This window comes from Acetatifactor aquisgranensis (assembly GCF_943193215.1).
Taxonomy (GTDB): Bacteria; Bacillota; Clostridia; order Lachnospirales; family Lachnospiraceae; genus Acetatifactor; species Acetatifactor aquisgranensis.
In genome coordinates this window covers 167,301-190,651 of the sequence record NZ_CALPDH010000001.1, presented here as the reverse complement: position 1 = coordinate 190,651, position 23,351 = coordinate 167,301, and the positions used below count along the sequence as shown (strand labels likewise).

Annotated in this window: 22 protein-coding genes and 1 pseudogene; 4 read left to right on the top strand and 19 right to left on the bottom strand. The window is 53.0% G+C overall.

The window, feature by feature from the left end; translation table 11 throughout:
* Window positions 1-142: 142 nt before the first annotated feature.
* From NFS35_RS00900 to NFS35_RS00885, 4 genes are all read right to left on the bottom strand, one after another.
* A complete protein-coding gene (locus NFS35_RS00900) occupies window positions 143-1,342 on the bottom strand; it encodes a DUF4097 family beta strand repeat-containing protein (RefSeq protein ID WP_251205262.1) in 1,200 nt (399 codons plus the stop codon).
* Between the two features lie 12 nt (window positions 1,343-1,354).
* Window positions 1,355-1,663: a PadR family transcriptional regulator gene (locus NFS35_RS00895; protein WP_251205261.1), complete on the bottom strand. Its 309-nt coding sequence runs from the start codon at window positions 1,661-1,663 to the stop codon at window positions 1,355-1,357.
* A 170-nt stretch (window positions 1,664-1,833) separates the two neighbouring features.
* A complete protein-coding gene (locus tag NFS35_RS00890; RefSeq protein WP_251205260.1) occupies window positions 1,834-2,037 on the bottom strand; it encodes a KTSC domain-containing protein in 204 nt (67 codons plus the stop codon).
* 183 nt (window positions 2,038-2,220) lie between these two features.
* The gene (locus NFS35_RS00885) at window positions 2,221-2,700 is read right to left on the bottom strand and encodes an RNA polymerase sigma factor (protein WP_251205259.1); all 480 of its coding nucleotides are present in this window, start codon (window positions 2,698-2,700) and stop codon (window positions 2,221-2,223) included.
* Between the two features lie 240 nt (window positions 2,701-2,940).
* Between NFS35_RS00885 and NFS35_RS00880 the strand changes: the two genes are divergently transcribed.
* A complete protein-coding gene (locus NFS35_RS00880) occupies window positions 2,941-3,969 on the top strand; it encodes a 3-deoxy-7-phosphoheptulonate synthase (RefSeq protein WP_251205258.1) in 1,029 nt (342 codons plus the stop codon).
* A gap of 100 nt (window positions 3,970-4,069) precedes the next feature.
* On the opposite strand, the gene NFS35_RS00875 is transcribed toward NFS35_RS00880, so the two are convergent.
* From NFS35_RS00875 to NFS35_RS00820, 12 genes are all read right to left on the bottom strand, one after another.
* Window positions 4,070-4,669 carry a stage II sporulation protein M gene (locus NFS35_RS00875; RefSeq protein ID WP_251205257.1) on the bottom strand — a complete coding sequence of 200 codons (600 nt, stop codon included), beginning with the start codon at window positions 4,667-4,669 and terminating at the stop codon, window positions 4,070-4,072.
* A 173-nt stretch (window positions 4,670-4,842) separates the two neighbouring features.
* Entirely contained in the window at window positions 4,843-6,174 is a 1,332-nt protein-coding gene (locus NFS35_RS00870; RefSeq protein WP_251205256.1) for an aminotransferase class I/II-fold pyridoxal phosphate-dependent enzyme, read from the bottom strand.
* A 242-nt stretch (window positions 6,175-6,416) separates the two neighbouring features.
* Entirely contained in the window at window positions 6,417-7,964 is a 1,548-nt protein-coding gene (rny, locus tag NFS35_RS00865; protein ID WP_251205255.1) for a ribonuclease Y, read from the bottom strand.
* Window positions 7,965-8,290: 326 nt separating this feature from the next.
* A complete protein-coding gene (locus NFS35_RS00860) occupies window positions 8,291-8,914 on the bottom strand; it encodes a regulatory protein RecX (RefSeq protein ID WP_251205254.1) in 624 nt (207 codons plus the stop codon).
* Window positions 8,911-10,062 carry a recombinase RecA gene (gene recA, locus NFS35_RS00855; RefSeq protein WP_251205253.1) on the bottom strand — a complete coding sequence of 384 codons (1,152 nt, stop codon included), beginning with the start codon at window positions 10,060-10,062 and terminating at the stop codon, window positions 8,911-8,913. Before recA ends, NFS35_RS00860 begins: the two co-directional genes overlap by 4 nt.
* A gap of 299 nt (window positions 10,063-10,361) precedes the next feature.
* Window positions 10,362-11,633 (bottom strand): competence/damage-inducible protein A, encoded by a 1,272-nt coding sequence (locus NFS35_RS00850; RefSeq protein WP_251205252.1) that lies wholly within the window; start codon window positions 11,631-11,633, stop codon window positions 10,362-10,364.
* Window positions 11,634-11,664: 31 nt separating this feature from the next.
* The gene (gene pgsA, locus NFS35_RS00845; RefSeq protein WP_251205251.1) at window positions 11,665-12,231 is read right to left on the bottom strand and encodes a CDP-diacylglycerol--glycerol-3-phosphate 3-phosphatidyltransferase; all 567 of its coding nucleotides are present in this window, start codon (window positions 12,229-12,231) and stop codon (window positions 11,665-11,667) included.
* Window positions 12,232-12,328: 97 nt separating this feature from the next.
* A complete protein-coding gene (rimO, locus tag NFS35_RS00840; protein WP_251205250.1) occupies window positions 12,329-13,657 on the bottom strand; it encodes a 30S ribosomal protein S12 methylthiotransferase RimO in 1,329 nt (442 codons plus the stop codon).
* A 54-nt stretch (window positions 13,658-13,711) separates the two neighbouring features.
* The gene (gene rpoZ, locus NFS35_RS00835; protein WP_251205249.1) at window positions 13,712-13,942 is read right to left on the bottom strand and encodes a DNA-directed RNA polymerase subunit omega; all 231 of its coding nucleotides are present in this window, start codon (window positions 13,940-13,942) and stop codon (window positions 13,712-13,714) included.
* Window positions 13,942-14,583, bottom strand: a complete 642-nt coding sequence (gmk, locus tag NFS35_RS00830; protein WP_251205417.1) for a guanylate kinase — start codon at window positions 14,581-14,583, stop codon at window positions 13,942-13,944. Before gmk ends, rpoZ begins: the two co-directional genes overlap by 1 nt.
* 16 nt (window positions 14,584-14,599) lie before the next feature.
* Entirely contained in the window at window positions 14,600-14,881 is a 282-nt protein-coding gene (locus tag NFS35_RS00825) for a DUF370 domain-containing protein (RefSeq protein ID WP_251205248.1), read from the bottom strand.
* 10 nt (window positions 14,882-14,891) lie between these two features.
* Window positions 14,892-15,770 (bottom strand): YicC/YloC family endoribonuclease, encoded by an 879-nt coding sequence (locus NFS35_RS00820; protein WP_251205247.1) that lies wholly within the window; start codon window positions 15,768-15,770, stop codon window positions 14,892-14,894.
* Between the two features lie 220 nt (window positions 15,771-15,990).
* On the opposite strand from NFS35_RS00820, the gene NFS35_RS00815 reads away from it, so the two are divergent.
* Together NFS35_RS00815 and NFS35_RS00810 are read left to right on the top strand one after the other, a co-directional pair.
* Window positions 15,991-16,422, top strand: a complete 432-nt coding sequence (locus NFS35_RS00815) for a hypothetical protein (RefSeq protein WP_251205246.1) — start codon at window positions 15,991-15,993, stop codon at window positions 16,420-16,422.
* 18 nt (window positions 16,423-16,440) lie between these two features.
* A complete protein-coding gene (locus tag NFS35_RS00810; RefSeq protein ID WP_251205245.1) occupies window positions 16,441-18,255 on the top strand; it encodes an Rqc2 family fibronectin-binding protein in 1,815 nt (604 codons plus the stop codon).
* Between the two features lie 41 nt (window positions 18,256-18,296).
* Here the strand turns inward: NFS35_RS00810 and NFS35_RS00805 are convergent, their stop codons facing one another.
* Together NFS35_RS00805 and glgA are read right to left on the bottom strand one after the other, a co-directional pair.
* Entirely contained in the window at window positions 18,297-19,949 is a 1,653-nt protein-coding gene (locus NFS35_RS00805; RefSeq protein ID WP_251205244.1) for a putative polysaccharide biosynthesis protein, read from the bottom strand.
* Between the two features lie 4 nt (window positions 19,950-19,953).
* Entirely contained in the window at window positions 19,954-21,399 is a 1,446-nt protein-coding gene (gene glgA / locus NFS35_RS00800) for a glycogen synthase GlgA (protein WP_251205243.1), read from the bottom strand.
* 152 nt (window positions 21,400-21,551) lie between these two features.
* Between glgA and NFS35_RS00795 the strand changes: the two genes are divergently transcribed.
* Window positions 21,552-22,886 (top strand): FecR domain-containing protein, encoded by a 1,335-nt coding sequence (locus NFS35_RS00795; RefSeq protein ID WP_251205242.1) that lies wholly within the window; start codon window positions 21,552-21,554, stop codon window positions 22,884-22,886.
* A gap of 92 nt (window positions 22,887-22,978) precedes the next feature.
* Here the strand turns inward: NFS35_RS00795 and NFS35_RS00790 are convergent.
* Window positions 22,979-23,326: pseudogene (locus NFS35_RS00790) on the bottom strand (sporulation initiation factor Spo0A C-terminal domain-containing protein); the annotation flags it as partial.
* Window positions 23,327-23,351 lie beyond the last annotated feature (25 nt).

Genomic DNA, 23,351 nt, shown 5'->3' with positions numbered 1-23,351 from the left:
CTTCTCTTGCCGTTTCCCTGAATGGGATTACTTCCCGGACAGCCCGCCGTCAGGACAGAAGAAAAGCAGCTACCTCTTTCGTAGCTGCTTTTCCCTTTGCGGACACTGCCCCTATTCCGCAGATGCTAATGCAGTCCGCGCCTTATCTCCCGAAAAGCCTGATGCTGCCGCTTCCTGTGCTGGCCTTCACCTTGCAGGCGCTGTTCCCATAGGCATAGGTGCCGTTCTTCATCTTCTGCGGCTCTTCATCGCCCCAGCCGATGTGGATGCTTCCGGAGCCGCTCCTGACCGTTGCCTCCATGCCCTCTGTGCCCTCCATCTCCAGCCTGATGCTGCCGCTTCCGGTGCCCATGTCAATCCTCTCACAGGCTCCCACGGATTTGAGCCTGATACTGCCGCTTCCGGTGCCCAGATGATACTCCGCCACGGCGGCGTCCACCTTGACATTCCCGCTTCCGGTGCCGCAGTGCAGATCCCTGCCTTTTATCATCTCTGCTTTCACGTTCCCGCTGGCCGTATCCAGGTTCGCCGAAATGAACTCCGCGTGATTCACTGCCACATTGCCGCTGGCTGCGCGGGCTTTCAGCCTGTCTGCCACGACTTCCCCTACGCCCACGTTCCCGCTGGCGCTGGCAATCTCCAGCGACTCCATCTCGATGCCGGACACATTCACGTTCCCGCTGGCCGCCTTGGCGGTCAGCTTGGGCACGCTCTTTGGCACTCTCACTGTCAGAGTGATGCTCTGCCCGCCTATATTGAAGCCTCCCACGTTCCCATAGGATATGATGGTATGCCCGAACAGAGTCACCTTCACCATCTTCTCCCCATTGTCATCCTCGTCCCTGGCTCCTTTCCTGCGCTTCACTCCCGCGTAGAAGACTCCGTCCTCCTCGTACTGATAATACTCATAATTTATCTGGCTGCTGACGCCCTTTGCCTCATACTCCACATGAATCTGGTCATCCTCGGAGCGCTCCACATGCACGTTCGCCACCTTCCCCTCCAGGACCATCGCTTTATAGAAACCTGAGTAGGAAAAGCTCCTCTTCAAATCCGTATCCCCAGGCTCCCGGCCTGCCTCTTCCCCGGCCTTGGAAATCTCTTCTCCTGCCCTCTCGGATATAGCCCTCTGGGTGAACTCTTCAGTCAGATCCTCCTCCGACAGCTCCCTGATCATCTCCTCGATATTGCCCAGCTCTTCGATAATCTCCCCATCCGTCTTTCCCTCATTTTCCCCTTCGGCAAAGTGCTGCCTGTAATCCTCCAGAATCTCCTCCTGCAGCTCCCGGCCGAAACGCTCCAGCTTTTCCTGCAATTTGGCCATATATTCCTGCTTTGTCATCGCGCATCCCTCCTATTCCATAATCAACTGATTCACTGCATTGGCAAATGCTTTCCATTCCTGCTTCACATCCGACTGGTACCGCTTCCCTTTTTCGGTGAGCTTATAATACTTCCTCGCCGGGCCGGATTCTGATTCCACCAGATATGTCGTCACATAGTCATCCGCCTTCAGCTTCCTTAAAATGGGATACAATGTGCCGCTTGCGATGGACATCTCACCGGATATTTTTTCCGTCAGCTCATATCCGTACTTGTCCCCTCCCACGAGCTGGGACAGGACGCAGAGCTCCAGAGCGCCTTTTTTAAATTGTGTATTCATGTGCAACCTCCTTTCCGAGTTCCACTACTTATCTTTGACAGGTTCAGTTTATCATATACTATTATATATTGCAATATACTATTTTAAAATAAATATTAACAAATTATAAACTTTTATCTTTCCGCATAGCTTGAGGCCGGAAATTGAAAGCTTCCCGGCCCCGCTATGTATCAAGTCAGATTATTCATGGCCCTCCCGTAAGGAACCACAGATTCCGCAAAGCGTCCGCAGATGTATCTTCGGTAATAGGTATCCGGCTGGCGGCTTTCCCTGAGATGGTACCAGATTTCTTCCGGTACATCACAGTACTGCCGCGTCTCTCCCCTGTCTTTCAGCCTGATTTCCAGGACAGCGCATTGTGGGTCATACCCCATTGTCTGAATCAATCCAGTGTAAAAACTTATATGCTTAATCGTCTATTCCTCCATTTCTCATTAGTATTGTTTTGAAGGATGTTTCTCCTCCTTTCCCTGAAGCCTGATTAAATTATCCTTCTACTATATATATGACTTCAAATCGACAGTTTATTACAAAATAATCTTACTTTTGTCAAAAAATCAGCGTTCAATCCCGTCTTTCAGCTTTTTCCTGACGCGGAACAGGCGCACCCGCATATTATTTTCCGTCACTGCCTCCGATTCCGCCATCTCCGCAATGGTGGTCCCGAACACATGATGCGCCATGACTGTCCGCCACTCCTTCTCAGTGACAGTGGCCAGCGCCGAGAGGTTCAGCTCTACCTCCCCGTAATGGCAGTCCTGCTCCGCAAGCTCTTTGCAGTTCTCCAGAGGCTCTGTGGCCCGGCGCTTTCTCCTCCTGTACAGCTCATGTACCTTATTGTACGCTGTGCGCAGCAGCCACAGCTTTGGTTCCGGATGTTCCAGGAAATGCTCTCCGATCTTGAACGCCGCAAAAAAAGTATCCTGCGCAATATCCTCCGCTGTCTGCCTTTCCAAAACCTTACGGTACACCGCTCTGAAAACATCGTCAAAATATGCCTCGTAAACTTCCGCAAATGCATCAATCCACTTATCCATCGACAATCCTCCTCGTTAGTTAGATATACTTTCGATGAATAATTTATCATTTATTTCTATACATTTATTCGATTTTCACAATATGTAGAATTATTCCCGCATTTTTCATATTTCCTAAACTCCCATGCAGCCGGCCGCAACCCCATACATAAAAGCCTTGCAGGATACAAATTCATATATTATAATAGTGGATTGAATGAAATACTATACAGAAAGGATTGCTACGGCAAAGAAAATACCATGAGTTTTGAATTCATAACGCATCTGCCCACTCCGGAACAGATCAGGCTGGAACATCCCCTCCCCGCAAGGTTCGCGGAAATCAAGAAGGAGAGGGATGCTGAAATCAGAGATGTCATCATCGGAAAAAGCAGCAAATTTCTCGTCATCATCGGTCCCTGCTCCGCGGACAACGAGGACTCTGTCTGCGACTACATCAGCCGGCTGGCAAAAATAAACGAAAGCGTAAAGGACAAGCTGATACTGATACCCAGAATCTACACCAACAAGCCCCGGACCACCGGCGAGGGCTATAAGGGCATCGTCCATCAGCCGGATCCGGAGAAAAAGCCGGACTTCCTGGCCGGATTGATTGCCATGCGGAAAATGCACATCCGCGCCATTGAGGAATCAGGCCTCACCGCCGCGGACGAGATGTTATATCCCGAGAACTGGGGATACATCTCCGACATCCTCTCCTACGTGGCCATCGGCGCCCGTTCCGTGGAGGACCAGCAGCACCGCCTCACCGCCAGCGGCTTCGATGTGGCTGCCGGCATGAAGAACCCTACCAGCGGAGACATGTCCGTCATGCTGAATTCCGTCTATGCGGCCCAGCATCCCCATTCCTTCATCTACAGAGGCTGGGAAGTATCCACCACCGGCAACGAGCTGACCCACACTGTCCTAAGGGGCGCCGTGAACAAACATGGCAACAACGTGCCCAACTATCATTACGAAGATCTGAATCTCCTTTTTGAGCTGTATGGAAAGATGGATCTGATGTACCCCGCCTGTGTCATCGATGCCAATCACTCCAATTCCGGCAAGCAGTTCGAGCAGCAAATCCGCATCACCAAGGAGGTCATGCACAGCCGCAAGCTCAGCCGCGACATCCACGATTTGGTAAAGGGCGTCATGATCGAGAGTTATATCGAAGAGGGCTGCCAGAAAGTGGGCGGCGGCATCTACGGCAAGTCCATCACGGACCCCTGCCTTGGCTGGGAAGCGTCCGAGAAGCTGATCTACGAAATTGCAGAATATGAATAAGACCCTATAAAAGCCCCGCCAGGAAAGCCGGCATCTGAATCTGCCGTTTTCATGGCGGGGCTTTGCACTGTATTCCATTGAATATCATTCGACAGGCAGATCAGAAAATCTTCAGAAAGCCCAACAGCAGATACGGGTTCATATATCCCTCCAGCAGGCATCCCGCCGTAATCAAGACAAGGATGAGCAGAAGCCGTCCTGCCTTTTTCAGCAGAAAGCCCTTGTCCTCCACACTGAACTCTCCCCTCACATAGATTCCGCGGAAAAGCTCCTCGCACCAGATCAACAGCAGCAGAATCGCCGGTACATAGAGCAGATAATGGGGAAACAGGCTGATAACCGCCAGCAATATCCCTTTCAGCCCATAGCGCAGAGCCAGCGAGGCCAGGAAAGCCCCTGCGGACATGCCGTACCAGAAAGCCGCGCCCATACAGGCCACCAGCCCCAGATAGGTGGTGGAAATCACCGCCAATATCAGCATCCTGCCAATCCGCTTTCGGAAAATATAACAGAAAAGAGCATTGCTGTCCACTGTCATGTATTTCATATGGTACAGGGTATATTCATCGAATAGCCCCGTCTCGCCCAACAGAATGCTCTTTCCTATGTTTATCACGATAATTCCTATCAACAGTCCCACGCCGAAACAAGCCAGGAAATTGCGCTGTCTGGACAGGAACCTCCTCCCTGCAAGCTGCATCTGCCCACCGCCTCTCTGAAATCGTGACACTTCATGGAATACCTCTCTTCCATGGAAAGCTCCTCTTCCATGGAAAGCTCCTCTTCCATGAAATGTCCCTCATCCATTTGTATGCGGCGGCTCCGTCATCTATGCAGAGCGGAATCTGTATCTTGTCTTAATCCTACCCAGCCTCAGCCCGCCAGTCTGTCGCTGAATCCATTCCCGCCCCCGGCATAGTTCTCCAAAAGCTTCTCTACGCTCACCAGCTTCACGCAGAGCACGAACAGATCCGTGGCCAGAGCCAGCTCCTCCGGCGAGGGATAGGTGGGCGCAATACGGATATTGCTGTCCCTAGGATCCCTTCCGTAAGGGTAGGTAGCGCCTGCCCCGGTCATCGTGACTCCCGCTTCTTTGCATTTTGCCACGATTTCCTTTGCGCATCCTTCCATGGACTCAAAAGAAATGAAGTAGCCGCCATTAGGCCTGGTCCATTCCCCGATTCCCGTGCCGGCCAGCTCCTCTTCCAGCACTTTCAGCACCGCCTCAAACTTCGGCCGCATCAGGGCGGCATGCTTTCTCATGTGTGCCTTGATGCCCTCAAAGTCCTTGAAGTACCGCACATGGCGGAGCTGATTGATTTTATCATATCCGATGGTCTGTATGGTCAGCGCCTTCCTGATGCACTCCAGATTCTTTTGGGAGGATGCGATGGCCGCTACGCCTGCGCCGGAAAAGCTGATTTTGGAAGTGGAGGCGAACTCATATACCATATCAGGATTGCCCGCTTTCTCACACTCACTTAAGATTTCCAGAAGCTGATCCTGCCGCTCTTCCTCATCGTAGAGATGGTGCACCGAGTAGGCATTATCCCAGAAAATGCGGAAATCTTTAGCAGCCGGCTTCAGATTGGCAAATCTTCTCACCGTCTCATCGGAATAGGTATAGCCCTGAGGGTTGGAATATTTAGGCACGCACCAGATTCCCTTGATACTTTCGTCCTCAGACACCAGCTTCTCCACCAAATCCATATCGGGTCCCTGAGGAGTCATCGGCACCGTAATCATCTCGATACCGAAATACTGTGTGATGGCAAAATGTCTGTCATAGCCGGGAACAGGACAGAGGAACTTCACTTTGTCCAACCTGCACCAGGGCGTGCTTCCCATAACGCCATGAGTCACGGCGCTGGAAACGGCATCATACATGATATTCAGGCTCGCGTTGCCGTATATGATCACATTCTCCGCCTGGACGCCCATGATATTAGCCATCATATGCTTTGCCTCGCTCAGGCCGTCCAGCACGCCGTAGTTGCGGACATCTACGCCTTCCCTGCTGATCATATCGCTCTGGGAATTCAGGACATCAAAGATATCCATTCCCATCTCCAGCTGCGCCACAGAGGGCTTCCCTCTGGACATATCAAGCTTCAGTCCCTTTCCCTTCACATCCTCATAGTCCTTCTCCAGCTTCGCTTTCAGTGACAATAATTCCTCTCTGCTCAGTTCCTGATATGCCTTCATGTCTTCCTCCATCCCATGCGCCGCCATGACGCCTCGTTATTATCACATTATACCCGCACATTTGTATCATTGTATACAATCAGGCGCTTGAATTATCATACTATAAGCCGCTTCGATGCACAAGTGGTAATATAACAAATTTGTCGGTAAATTTTTACGACAATTAGTGAAAATGTATAAGAGACGCCGGCCTTTCGGTCCGACGTCCCTCTTGTGACATTTTCTTTATTCAATTTTGATGACTATTTGGCATAATCAATGACGCGGCTTTCGCGAATGACATTTACCTTGATCTGTCCGGGATATTCCAGTTCAGCTTCAATCTGTTTGGAGATATCACGCGCCAACAGAACCATATCGGTATCCGTAATCTGTTCCGGAACTACCATTACACGGACTTCCCGGCCTGCCTGAATAGCAAAAGACTTATCTACACCTTTGAAATTGTTTGTGATTTCCTCTAATTTGGTCAATCTGCTGGTATATGTCTCCAGCGTCTCCCTCCTTGCCCCTGGTCTTGCAGCGGATATCGTATCTGCAGCCTGTACGATACACGAAATCAGGGAAGTAGGCTCCACATCGCCGTGATGGGATTCCACGGCGTTGATGACAGTGGCATTTTCCTTATACCGTCTGCAGAGTTCCACACCCAGCTGGATATGGGAACCCTCCATCTCATGATCCACGGACTTACCAATGTCATGGAGCAGTCCGGCACGCTTCGCGATCCGGACATCCAATCCAAGCTCCGCCGCCAGCAGTCCTGACAGCTGCGCCACTTCGATGGAATGCTTCAATGCATTCTGGCCATAGCTTGTCCTGAACTTCATCTTACCTAACAGCCTGACCAGTTCGGGATGGATGCCATGCACGCCAACCTCCAGCGTGGCAGCCTCTCCCTCTTCCTTAATCATGATTTCCACTTCTTTCTGCGCCTTCTCCACCATCTCTTCAATCCTGGCGGGATGGATACGTCCATCTACAATCAGCTTTTCCAGCGCAATCCTTGCCACCTCCCGGCGGATAGGGTCGAAGCCTGACAGAATGACTGCCTCAGGCGTATCATCGATAATCAAATCCACACCTGTCATGGTCTCGAGAGTACGGATATTGCGGCCCTCGCGCCCGATAATTCTTCCCTTCATCTCATCGTTCGGCAGCTGTACGACGGAAATCGTGGTCTCAGAGACATGGTCTGCAGCACATCTCTGGATAGCTGACACCACATATTCCCTCGCCTTCTTGTCTGCTTCCTCTTTGGCCCGACTCTCCATTTCCTTGATTATCACGGCCGTTTCATGCTTCACTTCGTCTTCGACAATTTTCAATAAGTAGTCTTTTGCCTGTTCAGAGGTCAACCCGGAAATACGTTCCAGTTCCTGCACTCGCTGCTCGTTTAATTTGGAGACCTCTACCTTGATTTTGTTCAAGGCTTCCTCTTTGGCCGCCAGATTTGTCTCGCGCCGTTCAAGGGCCTCGGTTTTCTTGTCAATGTTCTCTTCTTTCTGCTGAATCCTGCGCTCCGAGCGCTGTACCTCCGCTCTGCGTTCCTTGATTTCCTTGTCCAGCTCATTCTTGGTACGAATGGACTCTTCCTTTACCTCAAGGAGCGATTCTCGCTTTTTGGACTCTGCAGTCTTGAGAGCTTCATCAATGATTTCCCTGGCCTGATCCTGTGCGTTACCGATGGTCGCTTCCGTCGTCTTTTTGTAATGATTCAGGACGATGAATGCTGTCACCACCGCAGTCACTGCCACAGAGACAACGATCGTGATTATAATCTCAAGCATTACAGGAGCACCTCCTTATTCCATTTTCATTGTACATTTAAACCATGGGGCATTGCCATTGCCCCGCAGTTTTTAGAATGCATACACACTGCCACTGACATTTGCCATTTTATCCGACCCATGAGCAAAACCACTTATGAGCGCAACGGCAAACCCTATTGCTCGTGAGTATATGTACAACATTCTAACAAGCAATTTGCAACAAATTCTATTTTAACCGCAAATGAAGCTAATGTCAAGCATAAGTCTACATATTTTACAAAAGATCTTCCTAAAATCCCGAAAATTTCTTGTAGTATTTGCACAAAAATGGAAACCGACCCCTTTTATTCGTACCACATATCCGAATGCAGGGCTTTCCGCACTTCTTCACCGGAAAACCCTTTCCGCATCAGAAAGCCATATATCCTCTGGCGCGCTTTCGGCTCTGCCGTCTCAAAGTCAAAGCCTTTCTTTTTAAGAAGCGACTGTATCATGGCCTGTTCATTCTGGCCGCCGCCCTCTTTCTCCCATTCGTCCCAGGCGCTCTCCAGGACCTCCCTGCCGATTCCTCTGCCAAGGAGATCCTGCTCTATCCGCCTGCGGCTCCTGTCCTGGGCATGGTTGCGTATGAAATTCACGGCATACCGCAAGTCGTCCGTATAGCGGAAACCTTCCACATAGCCCAATGCTTCCGCTATGATCTGCTCCGGATAGCCGCCGCTTTTAAGCTTGTCATGAAGCTGCTTTACCGTGTAGTCCCGGTTCTTCAGCAGATTCATGGCCCGCAGCTTCGCCCGCTTCGGCAGGATTTCCTCTGTAATGGCACACAGAACGGTCTCCTCTATCTCCTCGCCCTCACAGATATGGAATCTGCGCAGTTCGCTTTTATATAGTACAAAAGCATACTCCTCGTCCGTAGATACTCTGACGCGGGATTTGGAGACCTCTGTCATCTGCGTAACCTTCATTTATTCTCCTGCTCGGCCCCATCTCCATCAGCCGCTTTCTCCTCTGCCTTGGACGCGCTGGTTCTGCCGCCTGCCCTGCCCCCCGTCTTCGTCCCGGCCTTGGCCTCTGTCTTGCCGCTTTCCTTATTCACCGCCTCCGCGTTTGCGGCAGCATCACCAAATCCATAGTGTGCCCGCACCTTATCTTCCACGGTCTTACAGATTTCCGGGTTGTCCCTGAGATACTGCTTTGCGTTCTCACGGCCCTGGCCGATTTTATTCCCCTCATAAGCGTACCATGCGCCGGACTTCACCACGATATTCAAATCCGCCGCCAGATCCAGGATATCTCCTTCCCTGGAAATGCCCTTGCCGAACATGATGTCGAATTCCGCCTCCTTGAAAGGAGGGGCCACCTTATTCTTCACCACCTTGACCCTGGTGTGATTACCGATCACTTCCCCGCCCTGTTTCAGGGACTCCACACGGCGCACATCCATGCGGACGGAGGAATAGAATTTCAGCGCCCGGCCTCCGGTAGTGGTCTCCGGGTTGCCGAACATGACGCCGATTTTCTCGCGGAGCTGGTTGATGAATATCACCACACAGTTGGACTTGCTGATGATGGAGGTGAGCTTGCGCAGCGCCTGGGACATCAGACGAGCCTGCAGGCCCACATGGCTCTCGCCCATGTCACCGTCAATCTCGGCTTTGGGCACCAGCGCCGCTACGGAGTCCACCACCACGATATCGATGGCCCCGGAGCGCACCATAGTCTCCGCGATCTCCAGCGCCTGCTCTCCGTTGTCAGGCTGCGAGATATAGAGATTGTCGATGTCCACGCCGATGTTCTTGGCATATACGGGATCCAGCGCGTGCTCCGCGTCGATGAAGCCGGCTATGCCGCCTTTCTTCTGTACCTCCGCGATCATATGCAGGGTGACTGTGGTCTTACCGCTGGATTCCGGTCCGTATATCTCCACGATCCTCCCCTTGGGAATCCCTCCCAGCCCCAGCGCTATGTCAAGGCTTAAGGAGCCTGTGGGGACGGTCTCTACGTTCATCTGTCTGTTAGGGTCGCCAAGCTTCATCACTGCGCCCTTGCCGTACTGCTTCTCAATCTGGCCGATTGCCGCGTCCAATGCTTTTAATTTTTCTTCTCTTTCCATCTGGAATCTCCTTTTTACAAGAACAGACGTTCTTCCCTATTATTAGGATAAAACATCCGTTCGCATTTGTCAACTATATTTTACCTTATTTTAAGTACCTTAAAACTCCCTCAAAGGCATCCCACCTTCCTGTCTGGAAATTCTTTCTGAAAACTGTGGCGAAAGCGCCGGATTCTGAGAACAATACGAATCTGCGAACTATCAGAGATTGAATCAGACAAGAAAATCATACCACAGGATACCGCCGGTGGCAACAGGATAATCGGTAATATGCAGAGAAATCGCAAAGAAAAAAGGAGTCAGGACTCCTTTTTTCCAAATGTCACCTTACTGAAGTATTCCAGCACACAGCTGCGAGTCAGGGTCAGGGCAGAGGACACCGCCGACTCCCGTATCTTGCTCCGGTTCCCGGAGAACTGACATTTCTTCACGGTGGTCTTTCCCTTTACGAAGCATGCGATGTACACAAGGCCCACCGGCTTCTCCGGCGTCCCTCCGTCCGGGCCCGCGATGCCCGTGATGGCCACCGCCACATCCGCCTTGCACTCCAGAGCCGCTCCTTTCGCCATCTCCTCCGCCGTCTTCTCGCTGACCGCACCGTGCTTCTGCAGGGTGCTCTTCTTCACCCCCAGGAAACGCCGCTTTGCCTTGTTGGAATAAGTAACCATACCGAATTTATAGACCTCCGAAATGCCCGGCACGTTCACCAGTCTGGCGGAGAGCATCCCTCCCGTACAGGACTCCGCACAGGTGATAGTCAGGTCATTGGCCAGGAGCAGATCCACCACGGATTTCTCCAGGGTCACAGTCTCATCGGTGGTATACACATGGTTGCCGAATCTTGCTTTCAGCTCTTTCACCACGGGCTTGATCAGCTTGCCCGCGCTCTTTTTATCCTCCCCATTGGCCGTGACGCGGATATGCACCTCGCCGGTCTTGGCATAGGTGGCGATGGTGGGATTGGTCTGGGTGTCGATCAAATCCTTCACCATGGTCTCCGCCCTGCTCTCCCCCACGCCGCAGATTTTCACTGTCTGGGAACAGATTACCTGGGAATTCAGGGATGCCAGATAGGGCTCCACGCTCTCCTCGAACATGGGATAAAGCTCGTTAGGCGGTCCGGGAAGCAGAATCACCTTTGCGCTTTCCGTCTCTATGATGGCCCCCGGCGCCGTGCCGTTATGGTTCTCCATGATGATGGCTCCCTCGGGCAGCATGGCCTGTTTCCAGTTGTTGTCCGTAGGTTCCATCCCCCTGTCGGCAAAAAATTTTTCTATGGCTTCCTTGCTGGGCCCGTGCAGATACAAGGACTTCCCGCAGACCTTTGCCGCCGTCTCTTTCGTCAGATCATCCTCCGTAGGTCCAAGGCCCCCGGAAAGAATCACGATGTCGGAGCGCCCCACGGCTGTCTCTATCACCTGCGCAAGCCTCTCCTCATTGTCCCCCACCACAGTCTGGAAATAGCAGGAAAGACCCAGGGCGGCACATTTCTCAGACAGATAGGCGGCGTTGGTATTCACGATATTTCCCAGCAGAATCTCCGTTCCCACGCAAATCAGTTCAACTTTCATAATTCTTCTCCTCCGTGCTGTGTCGCTATTTCTACTCCCGCATCACGCCTTTGTTCTTCACCAGATAGTCCGCCAGGGATATCACAGTCAGCACCAGCGCGGCCCACATGACGATATCCGTCACCAGCTGCAGCTGCGGGATATCTGCGATCATCAGGCATACCATGACCATCTGGAAAGTGGTCTTGAACTTCCCCCAGTAGCTGGCGGCTATGACCACATCCTTGTCTGCGGCCACCAGACGGAATCCGCTGATGATGAACTCTCTGCTGATAATGACGATGACAATCCATGCCGGAATCCGCCCAAGTTCTATCAGCGCGATCAAGGCAGAACAGACCAGAAGCTTGTCGGCCAGCGGATCCATGAACTTGCCGAAATTCGTCACCAGATTGTATTTTCTGGCAATCTTGCCGTCTATGAGATCCGTCAGGCTGGCGATGATAAAGACCGCCAGTGCAATGTAGTCCACATATTCCAGGATACCGCCGAACAGCGCCCCATACCAGCCCCAGCCGCTGCCCTCTCCCAGCAGGAGCAGTACGAAAGGCGGAATCAGCAGGATACGGAATATCGTCAGTTTATTAGGCAAATTCATCTTTACACCCCCTGCGCGCTTTGGCGCGTATATTATACTGCTTAACAGTTAAAATTTCCGAGTGACCCGCCCGCTCCGGCGGGCATCTGATCAATCGTTACTGACTGACTATCTCGCCAATCAAATCATACTCGTTGAAATCCGTCACCAGGGCTCTGACAAAATCCCCGCTCATCAGCTCCCTGTCCGTGTGCAGGAACAGGTACCCGTCCACATCCGGCGCATCCCGGTAGGTCCGGGTCACATACACATCCTCGTCGGCCACCTTGCCCTCCACCATCACAGTGAGCTCGCGCCCGATCATGTCCCCGGCTCTCTCAAAGGCAATGGCCTGCTGAAGCTCCATCAGTTCGTCCCGCCTGAATGCTTTCACATCCTCCGCAATCTGGTCCGGCATGGCCGCCGCCACGGTATCCTCCTCCTGAGAATAGGGGAACACCCCCAGCCTGTCGAATTCCATCTCATTGACGAAGCGGTATAGCTCCTCAAAGTCCTCCTGGGTCTCCCCGGGAAAACCGCTGATCAGCGTCGTCCGCAGACAGATATCCGGGATCCGCTCCCTGAGCATCGCAATCTGTCGCCGCAGCTGCTCCTCATTGGTCCGCCTGCCCATCCGCCGCAGGATTTCATCCGAAGCATGCTGAATGGGAATGTCCAGATAATGGCATACTTTCGGCTCTCTGGCAATCACGTCTATCAGCTCTTCCGTAATCTCCTCCGGGTAGCAGTACAATACACGAATCCAGCGGATGCCAGGGATGGCCGCCAGCTTCCAAAGCAATTCAGGAAGGCTCTTTCTTCCATATAAATCTGTGCCGTACAAGGTGGTCTCCTGGGCCACCAGAATCAGCTCTTTCACGCCGCCCCCGGCCAATACCCCGGCCTGTTCCACCAGACTCTCCATGGGAATGCTGCGGTATCTGCCCCGAACCTTTGGAATGATGCAGTAAGTACAGCGCTTGTCACAGCCCTCCGCAATCTTCAGATAGGCATAATGGCCTCCTGTGGTCACAATCCTGTCCCTGCACGAGGCAGGAGGCGCGTCCAGATTCCGATAACGGTTTCGTCCGTTTCCAGAGAGCACCTCCTCCAACGCATCTCCGATTTCTCCTATGGCGGCCGTGCCCACCAGCGCGTCCACCTCAGGAATCTCTTTCTGGATTTCCTCCTGATAGCGCTGGGCCAGACAGCCTGTGGCAATCAAAGCTTTCAGCTTTCCCGCCTTGCGGAGCTGCGCCATCTCAAGCAAAGTCCCTATGCTCTCCTCCTTGGCGTCTCCGATGAAGCAGCATGTATTGACTATCACAATATCCGCCTTTTCTTCATCATCCGTGAAGCCAAAGCCCTTTTTCTGCAGAATGCCCAGCATCATCTCCGTGTCGGCGAGATTCTTGTCGCAGCCAAGCGATATAAATAAAATATCCATAAAAACCTCATATGGGATGAAAATAGCTGGCAAACTGCCAGCTATCCCTCCTCTTTATTCGCTGCCCAGTATCTTGATTTTGCCCTGATTGAGCTCCTCGACCGCCACGGACAGAGGCTTTTTGTCCTTGCTGTCCACCATGGCCTCCTCGCCGCCGATCAGCTGCCTGGCCCTCTTGGACGTAGCCATGACGATGGAATAGCGGCTGCTCACCACGGGAGTATCTCCCTGCTCTACCCCTTTGTTCACTACTTTCATCAAATCTGAATAGGATGGATGTAACATTACTCTTGCGCTCCTTTCGCGAAACTATACAGTTCCTCTCTGATTCCTTTTACAAATTCTTCCCTTCTCACCGGAGCTCTGCGGGCTGCGGCCACCAGGTGATGTACCTCCTCCGCGCTCTCCTCCAGCTTGTCGTTCACCACCAGATAATCGTAGAACTCAACGCCCTCCGATTCCTCCGCGGCTCTGGCCAGACGGCTGGCGATTGCCTCCTCGCTCTCTGTCCCTCTTCCCTCAAGCCTGCGCTTGAGTTCCCCGGCATTGGGAGGCGTCACGAAAATCAGCAGGCTCTCCGGAAATTTTTCCTTGATTTTCAAGGCTCCCTGTATCTCTATCTCCAGGATGACATTCCTGCCTTCGGACAGCTGCTCCTCCACATAGGCCTTTGGCGTCCCATAGTAATTCCCGCAGTATGACGCGTACTCAATGAGTCCGTCCTGCCTTATGGTCTCCTCGAAACGTTCCTTGTCCGTGAAAAAATATTCCACACCGTCCCGCTCTCCCGGCCTGGGGGTACGAGTGGTCATGGAAATCGACAGAGCATAGTCGTTCGCATGCCTGCGCAGCAGTTCCTTTACCAGTGTACCCTTTCCCGCGCCGGAAAAACCGGATATGACAATCAGAATTCCTTTTTGTTCCATATCATATAATAATGCGTTACTGTCTTTCATCCGTCCCCTCCACGCTGCTTTCCTCCTGCATTTGCGCGCTGCCCTGCACACGCCCCGCGATGGTCTCCGGCAGAAGCGCCGACAGTACCACCTGACTGTTCTCCATGACCAGCACGGACTTAGTCTTGCGCCCCTGCGTGGCGTCGATGGCAATGCCCTTTTCCCTGGCGCTCTGCACCATCCTCTTGACGGGCGCGGATTCGGGGCTGACTATGGCGATGATTTTTGAAGAATTCACGATATTTCCGAATCCGATATGAATCAGCATGCCGCCACTCCTACTCTATATTCTGAATCTGCTCTCTGACCTTTTCAATCTCTGTCTTCAGCTCTATGGCACAGTTGGAAGTCTCCAGGTCGCTTGCCTTGGACAGTATGGTATTGGCCTCCCGGTTCATCTCCTGGGCGATGAAGTCCAGCTTCCTTCCTATGGAGCCGCCTTCCAGCAAAGTATTTTTCGTGGTCTCGATGTGGCTGCGCAGCCGCACGATTTCCTCGTCCACGCACACCTTATCCGCAAAAATCGTCACCTCCGTGAGAAGCCTTCCCTCGTCGATATTTGTATCCTCCAGAAGCTCCCTGACCCGTTCCTTAAGCTTACGGCGGTATTCCGCCACAATCTGCGGGGAACGCTCCGAGATAAAGTCCACTCTCATCCGCATTCCGTCCAGTTTCTCTATCAGGTCATTTTTCAGATGCTCACCCTCCACCACCCGGGTATCCACGAACATCCCGGCAGCGCCGATGAGAGCCTTGCGGAGCTCCTTCCACAGCTCTTCCTCGTCCACCCCGGCCTCTTCCATGGTGAAAATCTCGGGAAATCTGGAAAGCGCGGACACACGGATATCATTCTCCAGCCCGAACTCCTCCGCCATCTGGTTCAGATATCCCAGATACTCCTCCGCCACCTCTCTGTGATAGCGCACCACAGAGGTCTTCTCGGAAAAATCCTCATAGGAGACAAAGACATCCACTTTCCCTCTGGAGATATAGCTCTTCAATTCATTTCGGATGGATGATTCAAAGAAATTGAGCGCTTTGGGCATCTTGATATTGATATCCAGATAACGGTGGTTCACCGACTTAATCTCCACCGTGAATTTCCTGTTGTTCTCGGCCACCTCACATCTGCCGAAACCAGTCATGCTCTTAATCATAGGCGCTCCTGTCCGGGAATGACTCCCTGTTGCTGCATACTTCTTCTTATTATAGAATAAGTTTCGGCAAGCGTCAAGGGGCACTGACATTCCTTTTCCATATTTTCCCGATTTTCCTGATTTTTCCAGCCTCTGTCTTGCAAAGCCCCGGGAATTATGCCATAATGAAATTATTCCGCAATCAAAGGATTGTATCATTTATGACAAAGGAGCCAATGCCATGTATACGATTAAATCCCAAAAAGATAATGTACTTTTGTCAATCACGGTCCTCGTCCTCATTACGGCCTCGGCAAGACTCGTTGCGGTGCTCTATCTGATGACGGAGCTGGAAGCCCCCGGCAGCACGCTGGTTCTTGTGATTCTCTATGGCATCGTTCTGCTGGGCAGCATATTCCTGCTGCTCCGGCTGGTGCGGACGCGAAAGCACAAGCTGACCCTGCAGGCAAACGACTGTGTCTACATGCCCCTCTTCGGCACGCCCAGGAACCTGTCCTACAGCGACCTTGACAGAATCGACATGGGCGGAAAGACTTACATCCTCTATGGAAAAGACGGAAAGAAACTCGTGACATTCGATGATTTCCACATGGAAAACGCCCATGAAATCATCGCATTCCTGAAGCAAAAGGGCGTCAGGACCCAGATTTAAGGACGGAGGAATCAAAAAATGGCCTTTGACGGCGTAACCATAGCAAATGTGGTATCGGAACTGAAAAAAGAGCTCATGGGCGGGCGGCTCTATAAAATCGCTCAGCCGGAAGCGGACGAACTGCTGATCACCATCAAACAGCCAAACGGCACAAAGAAACTGTTGATTTCCGCGGAGGCTTCCCTGCCCTTGCTTTACCTGACCGAGAACAGCAAGCCCAGCCCCATGACAGCCCCCAATTTCTGCATGCTCCTGCGCAAACATCTGCAGAACGGCCGCATCACGGACATCTTCCAGCCGGGACTGGAGCGCATCGTCCACATCGAAATCGAGCATCTGGACGAAATGGGGGATTTGTGCCGGAAGACTCTGGTGGTGGAAATCATGGGAAAGCACAGCAATATCATCTTCTGCGACGGCAACAACACGATTATCGACAGCATTAAGCATGTGTCCGCCGCTGTCAGCTCCCTCCGCGAGGTGCTGCCGGGCAAGCCCTATTTCGTGGCCCAGACCCAGGACAAGCTGGATGCCCTGACCACAGAGGAAGGGACATTCCGAAACGCCCTTTCCGCCAGGCCCCAGGCTGTCTTTAAGGCCATTTACGGCAGCTTTACAGGCATTTCCCCCGTTCTGGCACAGGAGCTGTGCTATGAGGCGGGCGTTGACGGAGATATGCCCACCGCGGCGTTGACCGATTTGAATTATGAGCGGCTGTATGACGCCTTCGCCCGCATGGTCTCCGCCATTCGGGAAGAAAGATTTTCCCCCAATATCGCATACACAGGCGACAGCCCTGTGGAGTTCTGCGCTCTGCCCTTGACCATGTACGGATATAGCCGGGCGGATTCCGCTTCGACTCAATCAGTCAATCCGGAATCCGCTCCCGCGCAGGACCATGTGGTCGCCTACGGTTCCATGTCCGCTCTGCTGGAGAACTATTACGCGGAGAAGAACATCCTGACCCGCATCCGCCAGAAATCTGCGGATCTGCGCCGCATCGTGCAGACCGCCCTGGAGCGGAACGTAAAGAAATATGACCTGCAGCTGCGCCAGATGAAAGACACGGAAAAGCGGGAGACTTACCGTGTCTACGGAGAACTGCTGAACACCTACGGCTATAGCGCCGAACCCGGCGCTAAATCTTTTGAGGCGCTGAACTACTATACCGATGAGATGGTGACCATCCCGCTGGATTCCACCCTCACCGCCACGGAAAATGCCAAGAAATATTTCGACAAATATGGGAAGATGAAGCGGACTTATGAGGCCCTGTCGCAATTGACCGAAGAAGTCAAGAAAGAAATCCAGCATCTGGAGTCCGTCTCCAATGCCCTGGACATCGCTCTGTACGAGGAGGATCTGGCCCAGATCAAGGAAGAGCTCACCGAGAACGGCTATATCCGCCGGAAAGGCAGCCCCCGAAACGGAGGCAAAAAGAAGCAGAAAATCACCAGCAAGCCTTTCCACTATCTCAGCAGCGATGGGTTCCATATGTATGTGGGGAAGAATAATTTCCAGAATGACGAACTGACTTTCAAATTCGCCACAGGAAACGACTGGTGGTTCCACGCCAAGCAGGTTCCCGGCTCCCATGTCATCGTAAAGACGGGGAACGCGGACGAACTGCCGGACCGCACCTTTGAAGAGGCGGCGCGCCTGGCCGCTTACTACTCCAGGGGCCGCGGGCAGGAAAAAGTGGAAATCGACTATATCCAGAAAAAGCATGTAAAAAAGCCGGGCGGCAGCAAACCGGGCTTTGTGGTCTACTATACGAATTTCTCCATGGCAATCGACAGTGATATCTCCAATATACAGCTTGTAAATGAATAGGGGCGGGAAAGCCCGCCCCGGCGGAAACCTCCGCCCTTTTTCTATTTCATCAGTCTGCATTTCTTCGCCAGCTTCACCAGCAGATATCCCTTGGGGAACCCTCTCAGCTCATCCTCCGACAGCCCCCGGAACAGGAGCAGCATGACGAAATACACACATGCCGCCACACAGATCGCAATCACCACGGAAATCCTCGGCGAGGATGTGAGCATCAGAAGGCCCTCGTAGACTGCCCAGGCCACTCCTCCCATACAGGCTGAAGCCAGCCCGGGAATCAGGAAAGTCTTCACAATCTCCTGCCTATAGCCTACCGCCCTGCGGACGGCTATCTGGTTCAGCACACAGATGCTGCCCGCATACAGCGTGTTCGCAATCACGATAGCATACAGATCCAGCTCCGTGAAAAGCAGCAGCAATGCCGCGGTAGCTGTCTGCAGGGCCAGCGCCACGCCCGCATTGACAATCGGTATGCTCACCTTGCCCAGCCCCTGCAGGATCTGGCTGGTCAGAGTGGACAGGGCGTAGAATATGATGGACAGGGCCAGCGCCATCAGAAGTCCTGTGGCCAGATCCTCTTCCTCTGCAGTATTGCGGAAAAGCAGCCCTGTCACCGGACGGGCCAGCACGAACAGGCCCACCGCACAGGGGATGGAGATAATCATGGTAGTCTTGATGGACAGTCCTATCTTCTCCCTGGCTCCCGCATAATCGGCGGAGGCAATCAGCTGCGCTACCACAGGAATCATAGCCGCCGCCATGGCCATGGCAAAGGCGGTGGGAATATTGGATATGGTCACAGGCTGGGTCTGGAAGACACCCCAGCGAGCGTTCAGCGCCAGCTCATCCAGCTCCTTCCGGGCAGGCAGCAGCTTCAGGTACAAGCTGTTGTTCACCACGCTGCTCATATTGAGCACTGCGCTGCTTAAGATAAAGGGCGTCACCACCATGGTGATCATCTTGAGGGCGTCACCATAGGATTCCGTATTCTTATGTTTGTCAATTGCAATACGCTTCTTGATGATACCGCGGTTCATCCCATAGACCGCCGCCATGAACAGAAGCGCCACCACCACGCCTGCCCCGGTTCCCGTAGCGCTGCCGATGGCTCCGTACACCGCCCTTTTCACCTGTCCGGCCTCATCCGCAGGCATTTCCAGACTGCCCATCTGGCCCCGTATCAGCAGATAAGCGGCGCCGATGGTGACGGCCGCATTGGAAATCTGCTCCAGTATCTGGGACACGGAGGTCTGCACCATGCTCTCATGGGCCTGGAAATATCCCCGCAGCACCCCCAGGATTCCGTAGATGAAAACAGTGGGCGCGAATGTCCTCAGCACCGGGACCGCATTTCCCGACACGAAAAGCCCTGCGCCAAAATACAGTGCCAGACTGGCCACGCCTCCCACCGCCAGCACATAGCCGATGGACCCCAGGAAAATCCGGTGGGCATTGCGGTACTCTTTCACCGCCAGCTTCTGGGCTATGACCTTTGACATGGCAGAGGGGATACTGTAAGTGGATATCATCAGGATGATGGAATAATAATTGTACGCGGAGTTGTAATACCCCATCCCCAGCGCCCCGACGATATTGTACAAAGGGCTCCTGTAAAGGAGCCCGATGATTTTGCTGATGATTCCGGCCGCCGCCAGAATCCCCGCCTGCACAATGAAATCGTTCTTTTTACCCGACATACCTCTAACCTATCAGCCAATCGTACATTTCCTGATACTTTCTCGCGGATACCTGCCATGAGAAATCCGCCGCCATGGCCCTGTCGATCAGCTTATTCCATTCACGCTTCTTATCATAATAGATACGCTCCGCATACCGGATTGTATTCAGCATTTCATGGGCATTATAGTTGGTGAAGCTAAAACCTGTACCTGTACTTTCAAATTCATTGTAGGGCTGTACCGTATCCTTCAGGCCTCCTGTCTCGCGGACGATGGGGATGGTCCCATACCGCAGGGCCATGAGCTGGCTCAGACCGCAGGGCTCGAACAGGGATGGCATCAGGAACGCGTCACAGGACGCGTAAATCTTGTGGGACAGAGGGTCGGAATAGTAGATATTGGCCGACACCTTGTCGCTGTACTTCCAGTCGAAATGACGGAACATATTCTCATAGCGCGCCTCGCCGGTTCCCAGCACCACCAGCTGGATATCGTCCCGGCACAGTTCATCCATGATATAGGCTATCAGGTCGAAGCCTTTCTGATCCGTGAGCCTGGAGACCACGCCGATCATCATCTTCCTGTCATCCTTTGCCAGTCCCAGCTCCTGCTGCAGCGCGCGCTTATTCTTCACCTTTTCCTTGCGGAAGTTGACGGCATTGTAAGGATTGGGGATATGCTTATCCGTCTCCGGGTTGAAATCCGTATAATCGATGCCGTTCACGATTCCACGAAGGTCATTGCTCCTGGCCCTCAGCAGGCCGTCCAGGCCCTCTCCGTAGAAAGGCGTCTTGATTTCCTCCGCGTAGGTCGCGCTTACCGTGGTCACCGCGTCCGCGTAGACAATTCCGCCCTTTAAGAGATTGGCGTCCTTGTAAGCCTCCAGCTTGTCTGCCGTGAAGAAATAATCCGACAGCCCCGTAATATTGCGCACGGTCTTGGTATCCCACTTTCCCTGAAACTTCAGATTGTGGATGGTGATGACGGATTTCATATTACGGAAGAAATCCCCGCCCCTGAAGCGCTCTTTCATATAGACAGGAATCAGGCCGGTCTGCCAGTCATGGCAGTGGACCACATCCGGCTGGAAATTCACCACAGGCAGAGCGGAAAGCACTGCCTTGGAAAAGTATGCGTAGCGCTCAATCTCCCACCTGGGATCGTCCGTGTAGACCTTGTCGCCGCTGAAGTAATATTCATTGTCAATAAAATAGTAATGTACGCCCTCTTCCTCTGCCTCAAAGATTCCCACATAGGAACTTGTCCAGTTGAAATCCATGTAGAAATGGGTCACATATCTCATCTTGTCTTTCATCTGCTGCTTCATACAGGCATACTTCGGAATCATGACCCTTACGTCAAAATACTGCTTGTCGATACATTTCGGCAGGGATCCCACAACATCGGCCAGGCCGCCGGTCTTGATAAAAGGGACTCCCTCTGACGCCGCGAATAGAATTTTTTTCATCGGAAACCTCCACTGCTTATGAAATCACAACAATCTTATCTTTATTATACAACAATATCGCTTCAGTGGAAAGCATTTCTTTTGCATCTTTCCCGATTCTTTGTTATAATATCCTATGTTCTATATCATCATTACAGTGGGGAGGAATCATCTTGAAGAAAACATATTTGTCTCAACGTTTTTTAATAATTCTTATTGCGTTGCTGTCGGCACTGGTCCTTGGCTCCTGCGGCGGCGCCAAAGCCACGTCCATGCATCTGAACCGCACAGAAGGGACTGTGAGCGTCCGTGACGGCGCGGGAAAAGACGTGGCCCCTGCGGAAAACCTGAATCTTTACTCCGGCTACGGGGTGGGCACCGAATCCGACAGCTATGCCTGGATCGACCTGGATCAGGTGAAGCTGACCAAACTGGACCAGGACAGCCAGGCCGAGATCGTCAAAGAGGACAAGTACCTGGAAATCCAGATGAAGACAGGCTCCCTGTTCTTCCAGGTCACGGAACCCCTGGCGGAGGACGAGACAATGGAAATCCGTTCTTCTTCCATGATGGCGGGCATCCGGGGCACCTGCGGCTGGACGGAAGTCCCCGACCCGGACCACATGAACCTCTACCTGCTCGAGGGCAGCGTGGAATGCCGTGCCGGGGAGCAGACCTCTGTCGTGAACGCCGGGGAGATGGCGGCCATGTCCGCGGACGGAGAAATCATCGTCCGGAAGCTTCAGGCGGATGATGTCCCCGCATTTGTATCGGAAGAAGTGGCTGACACGGACAATGCGGAAATAGCCGACACACTGGAGCTGCTCCGGCAACAGGAAGAAGAGCTGGCTCTACAGGCACAGCGGGATGCTGCCCGCAGGGCGGCGCTGGAGGGAATCCTCTACTACGGCGATCCGGAGACGTGCATCATGACGGCCCAGCAAGCGACGGAGCTGGCCAATGCCATCGGGGAACGGATGGCTGCCGAACAGAAGCGGCTTGGCGACTTATGGCTCAGCGACTTATACTCCGGCAGCTATGCGGCCCTGTTCGATCCCGGATGCGGGGTGCCCGCGCTGCTGTTCACCTCCGCCACCCAGTACGATGGGGACGATGTGGGCGAACTTCCATCCATGCCCTGCTTCCTGTATTATACAGAGGACGGCCTCTCTGTAAAGGAGACCTGGTTCCATCTTCACATGAATCACCTGACTCTGGGCGAATCCGGCGGTACAGACGGGTTCTGGGAGGCATATGCGTTCACGGACGGCCAAATCCCTGATGAACCCTCGACTACCTCGTCCTGGGAATTGCCTTCCACTTACGTTATCGACGGCGCCCAGGTATCCGGTGACGAATATTCACAGTGGATTCGTGAATGGCTTAGGGACGACTCCCTTGCCTATGTTTTCATAGAACCTGACGGCTCTTCGGGCGAGATCGTAGGCCTGGCTCCGGCAGAGGATGTAATCGCGGCACTGAACAGCTATGCCGCCGCAGCGGAGTAACAGTCCGGACGAGCCATGCGGTTTCCTGTCCCCGAGAGCATCGGGAGCAGAAAACTGCAAAGCCGTCTGAGCCAGCGACATAAAAGGGCATTTTATTTCATCCGGTAGGAAAGCCTTATCCTGTCCGCGATCAGGGCGATGAACTCCGAATTGGTAGGCTTTCCTTTCCCTGTGTCGATGGTATATCCGAAGAGCGCGTCCAATGTCTCCATCTTGCCTCTGCTCCAGGCCACCTCGATGGCATGGCGGATGGCACGCTCCACACGGCTGGGCGTAGTCTGGAACCGCTTCGCTATGGTGGGATAGAGAATCTTGGTGATGGAGCTGATCATGGCCGGGTCGTCCACGGACATCATGATTGCCTCCCTCAGATACTGGTATCCTTTGATATGTGCAGGAACTCCTATCTCATGTATCATGTTGGTGACATCCTGTTCCAGATTGCGCATCGCTGTCTGCGTCTTC

What these genes read in the sequence shown, in the direction of transcription:
- NFS35_RS00900 (WP_251205262.1), bottom strand. Translation starts at nt 1,342, where the DNA reads ATGACAAAGCAGGAATATATGGCCAAATTGCAGGAAAAGCTGGAGCGT.
- NFS35_RS00895 (WP_251205261.1), bottom strand. Translation starts at nt 1,663, where the DNA reads ATGAATACACAATTTAAAAAAGGCGCTCTGGAGCTCTGCGTCCTGTCC.
- NFS35_RS00890 (WP_251205260.1), bottom strand. Translation starts at nt 2,037, where the DNA reads ATGGGGTATGACCCACAATGCGCTGTCCTGGAAATCAGGCTGAAAGAC.
- NFS35_RS00885 (WP_251205259.1), bottom strand. Translation starts at nt 2,700, where the DNA reads ATGGATAAGTGGATTGATGCATTTGCGGAAGTTTACGAGGCATATTTT.
- NFS35_RS00880 (WP_251205258.1), top strand. Translation starts at nt 2,941, where the DNA reads ATGAGTTTTGAATTCATAACGCATCTGCCCACTCCGGAACAGATCAGG.
- NFS35_RS00875 (WP_251205257.1), bottom strand. Translation starts at nt 4,669, where the DNA reads ATGCAGCTTGCAGGGAGGAGGTTCCTGTCCAGACAGCGCAATTTCCTG.
- NFS35_RS00870 (WP_251205256.1), bottom strand. Translation starts at nt 6,174, where the DNA reads ATGAAGGCATATCAGGAACTGAGCAGAGAGGAATTATTGTCACTGAAA.
- rny (WP_251205255.1), bottom strand. Translation starts at nt 7,964, where the DNA reads ATGCTTGAGATTATAATCACGATCGTTGTCTCTGTGGCAGTGACTGCG.
- NFS35_RS00860 (WP_251205254.1), bottom strand. Translation starts at nt 8,914, where the DNA reads ATGAAGGTTACGCAGATGACAGAGGTCTCCAAATCCCGCGTCAGAGTA.
- recA (WP_251205253.1), bottom strand. Translation starts at nt 10,062, where the DNA reads ATGGAAAGAGAAGAAAAATTAAAAGCATTGGACGCGGCAATCGGCCAG.
- NFS35_RS00850 (WP_251205252.1), bottom strand. Translation starts at nt 11,633, where the DNA reads ATGAAAGTTGAACTGATTTGCGTGGGAACGGAGATTCTGCTGGGAAAT.
- pgsA (WP_251205251.1), bottom strand. Translation starts at nt 12,231, where the DNA reads ATGAATTTGCCTAATAAACTGACGATATTCCGTATCCTGCTGATTCCG.
- rimO (WP_251205250.1), bottom strand. Translation starts at nt 13,657, where the DNA reads ATGGATATTTTATTTATATCGCTTGGCTGCGACAAGAATCTCGCCGAC.
- rpoZ (WP_251205249.1), bottom strand. Translation starts at nt 13,942, where the DNA reads ATGTTACATCCATCCTATTCAGATTTGATGAAAGTAGTGAACAAAGGG.
- gmk (WP_251205417.1), bottom strand. Translation starts at nt 14,583, where the DNA reads ATGGAACAAAAAGGAATTCTGATTGTCATATCCGGTTTTTCCGGCGCG.
- NFS35_RS00825 (WP_251205248.1), bottom strand. Translation starts at nt 14,881, where the DNA reads ATGCTGATTCATATCGGATTCGGAAATATCGTGAATTCTTCAAAAATC.
- NFS35_RS00820 (WP_251205247.1), bottom strand. Translation starts at nt 15,770, where the DNA reads ATGATTAAGAGCATGACTGGTTTCGGCAGATGTGAGGTGGCCGAGAAC.
- NFS35_RS00815 (WP_251205246.1), top strand. Translation starts at nt 15,991, where the DNA reads ATGTATACGATTAAATCCCAAAAAGATAATGTACTTTTGTCAATCACG.
- NFS35_RS00810 (WP_251205245.1), top strand. Translation starts at nt 16,441, where the DNA reads ATGGCCTTTGACGGCGTAACCATAGCAAATGTGGTATCGGAACTGAAA.
- NFS35_RS00805 (WP_251205244.1), bottom strand. Translation starts at nt 19,949, where the DNA reads ATGTCGGGTAAAAAGAACGATTTCATTGTGCAGGCGGGGATTCTGGCG.
- glgA (WP_251205243.1), bottom strand. Translation starts at nt 21,399, where the DNA reads ATGAAAAAAATTCTATTCGCGGCGTCAGAGGGAGTCCCTTTTATCAAG.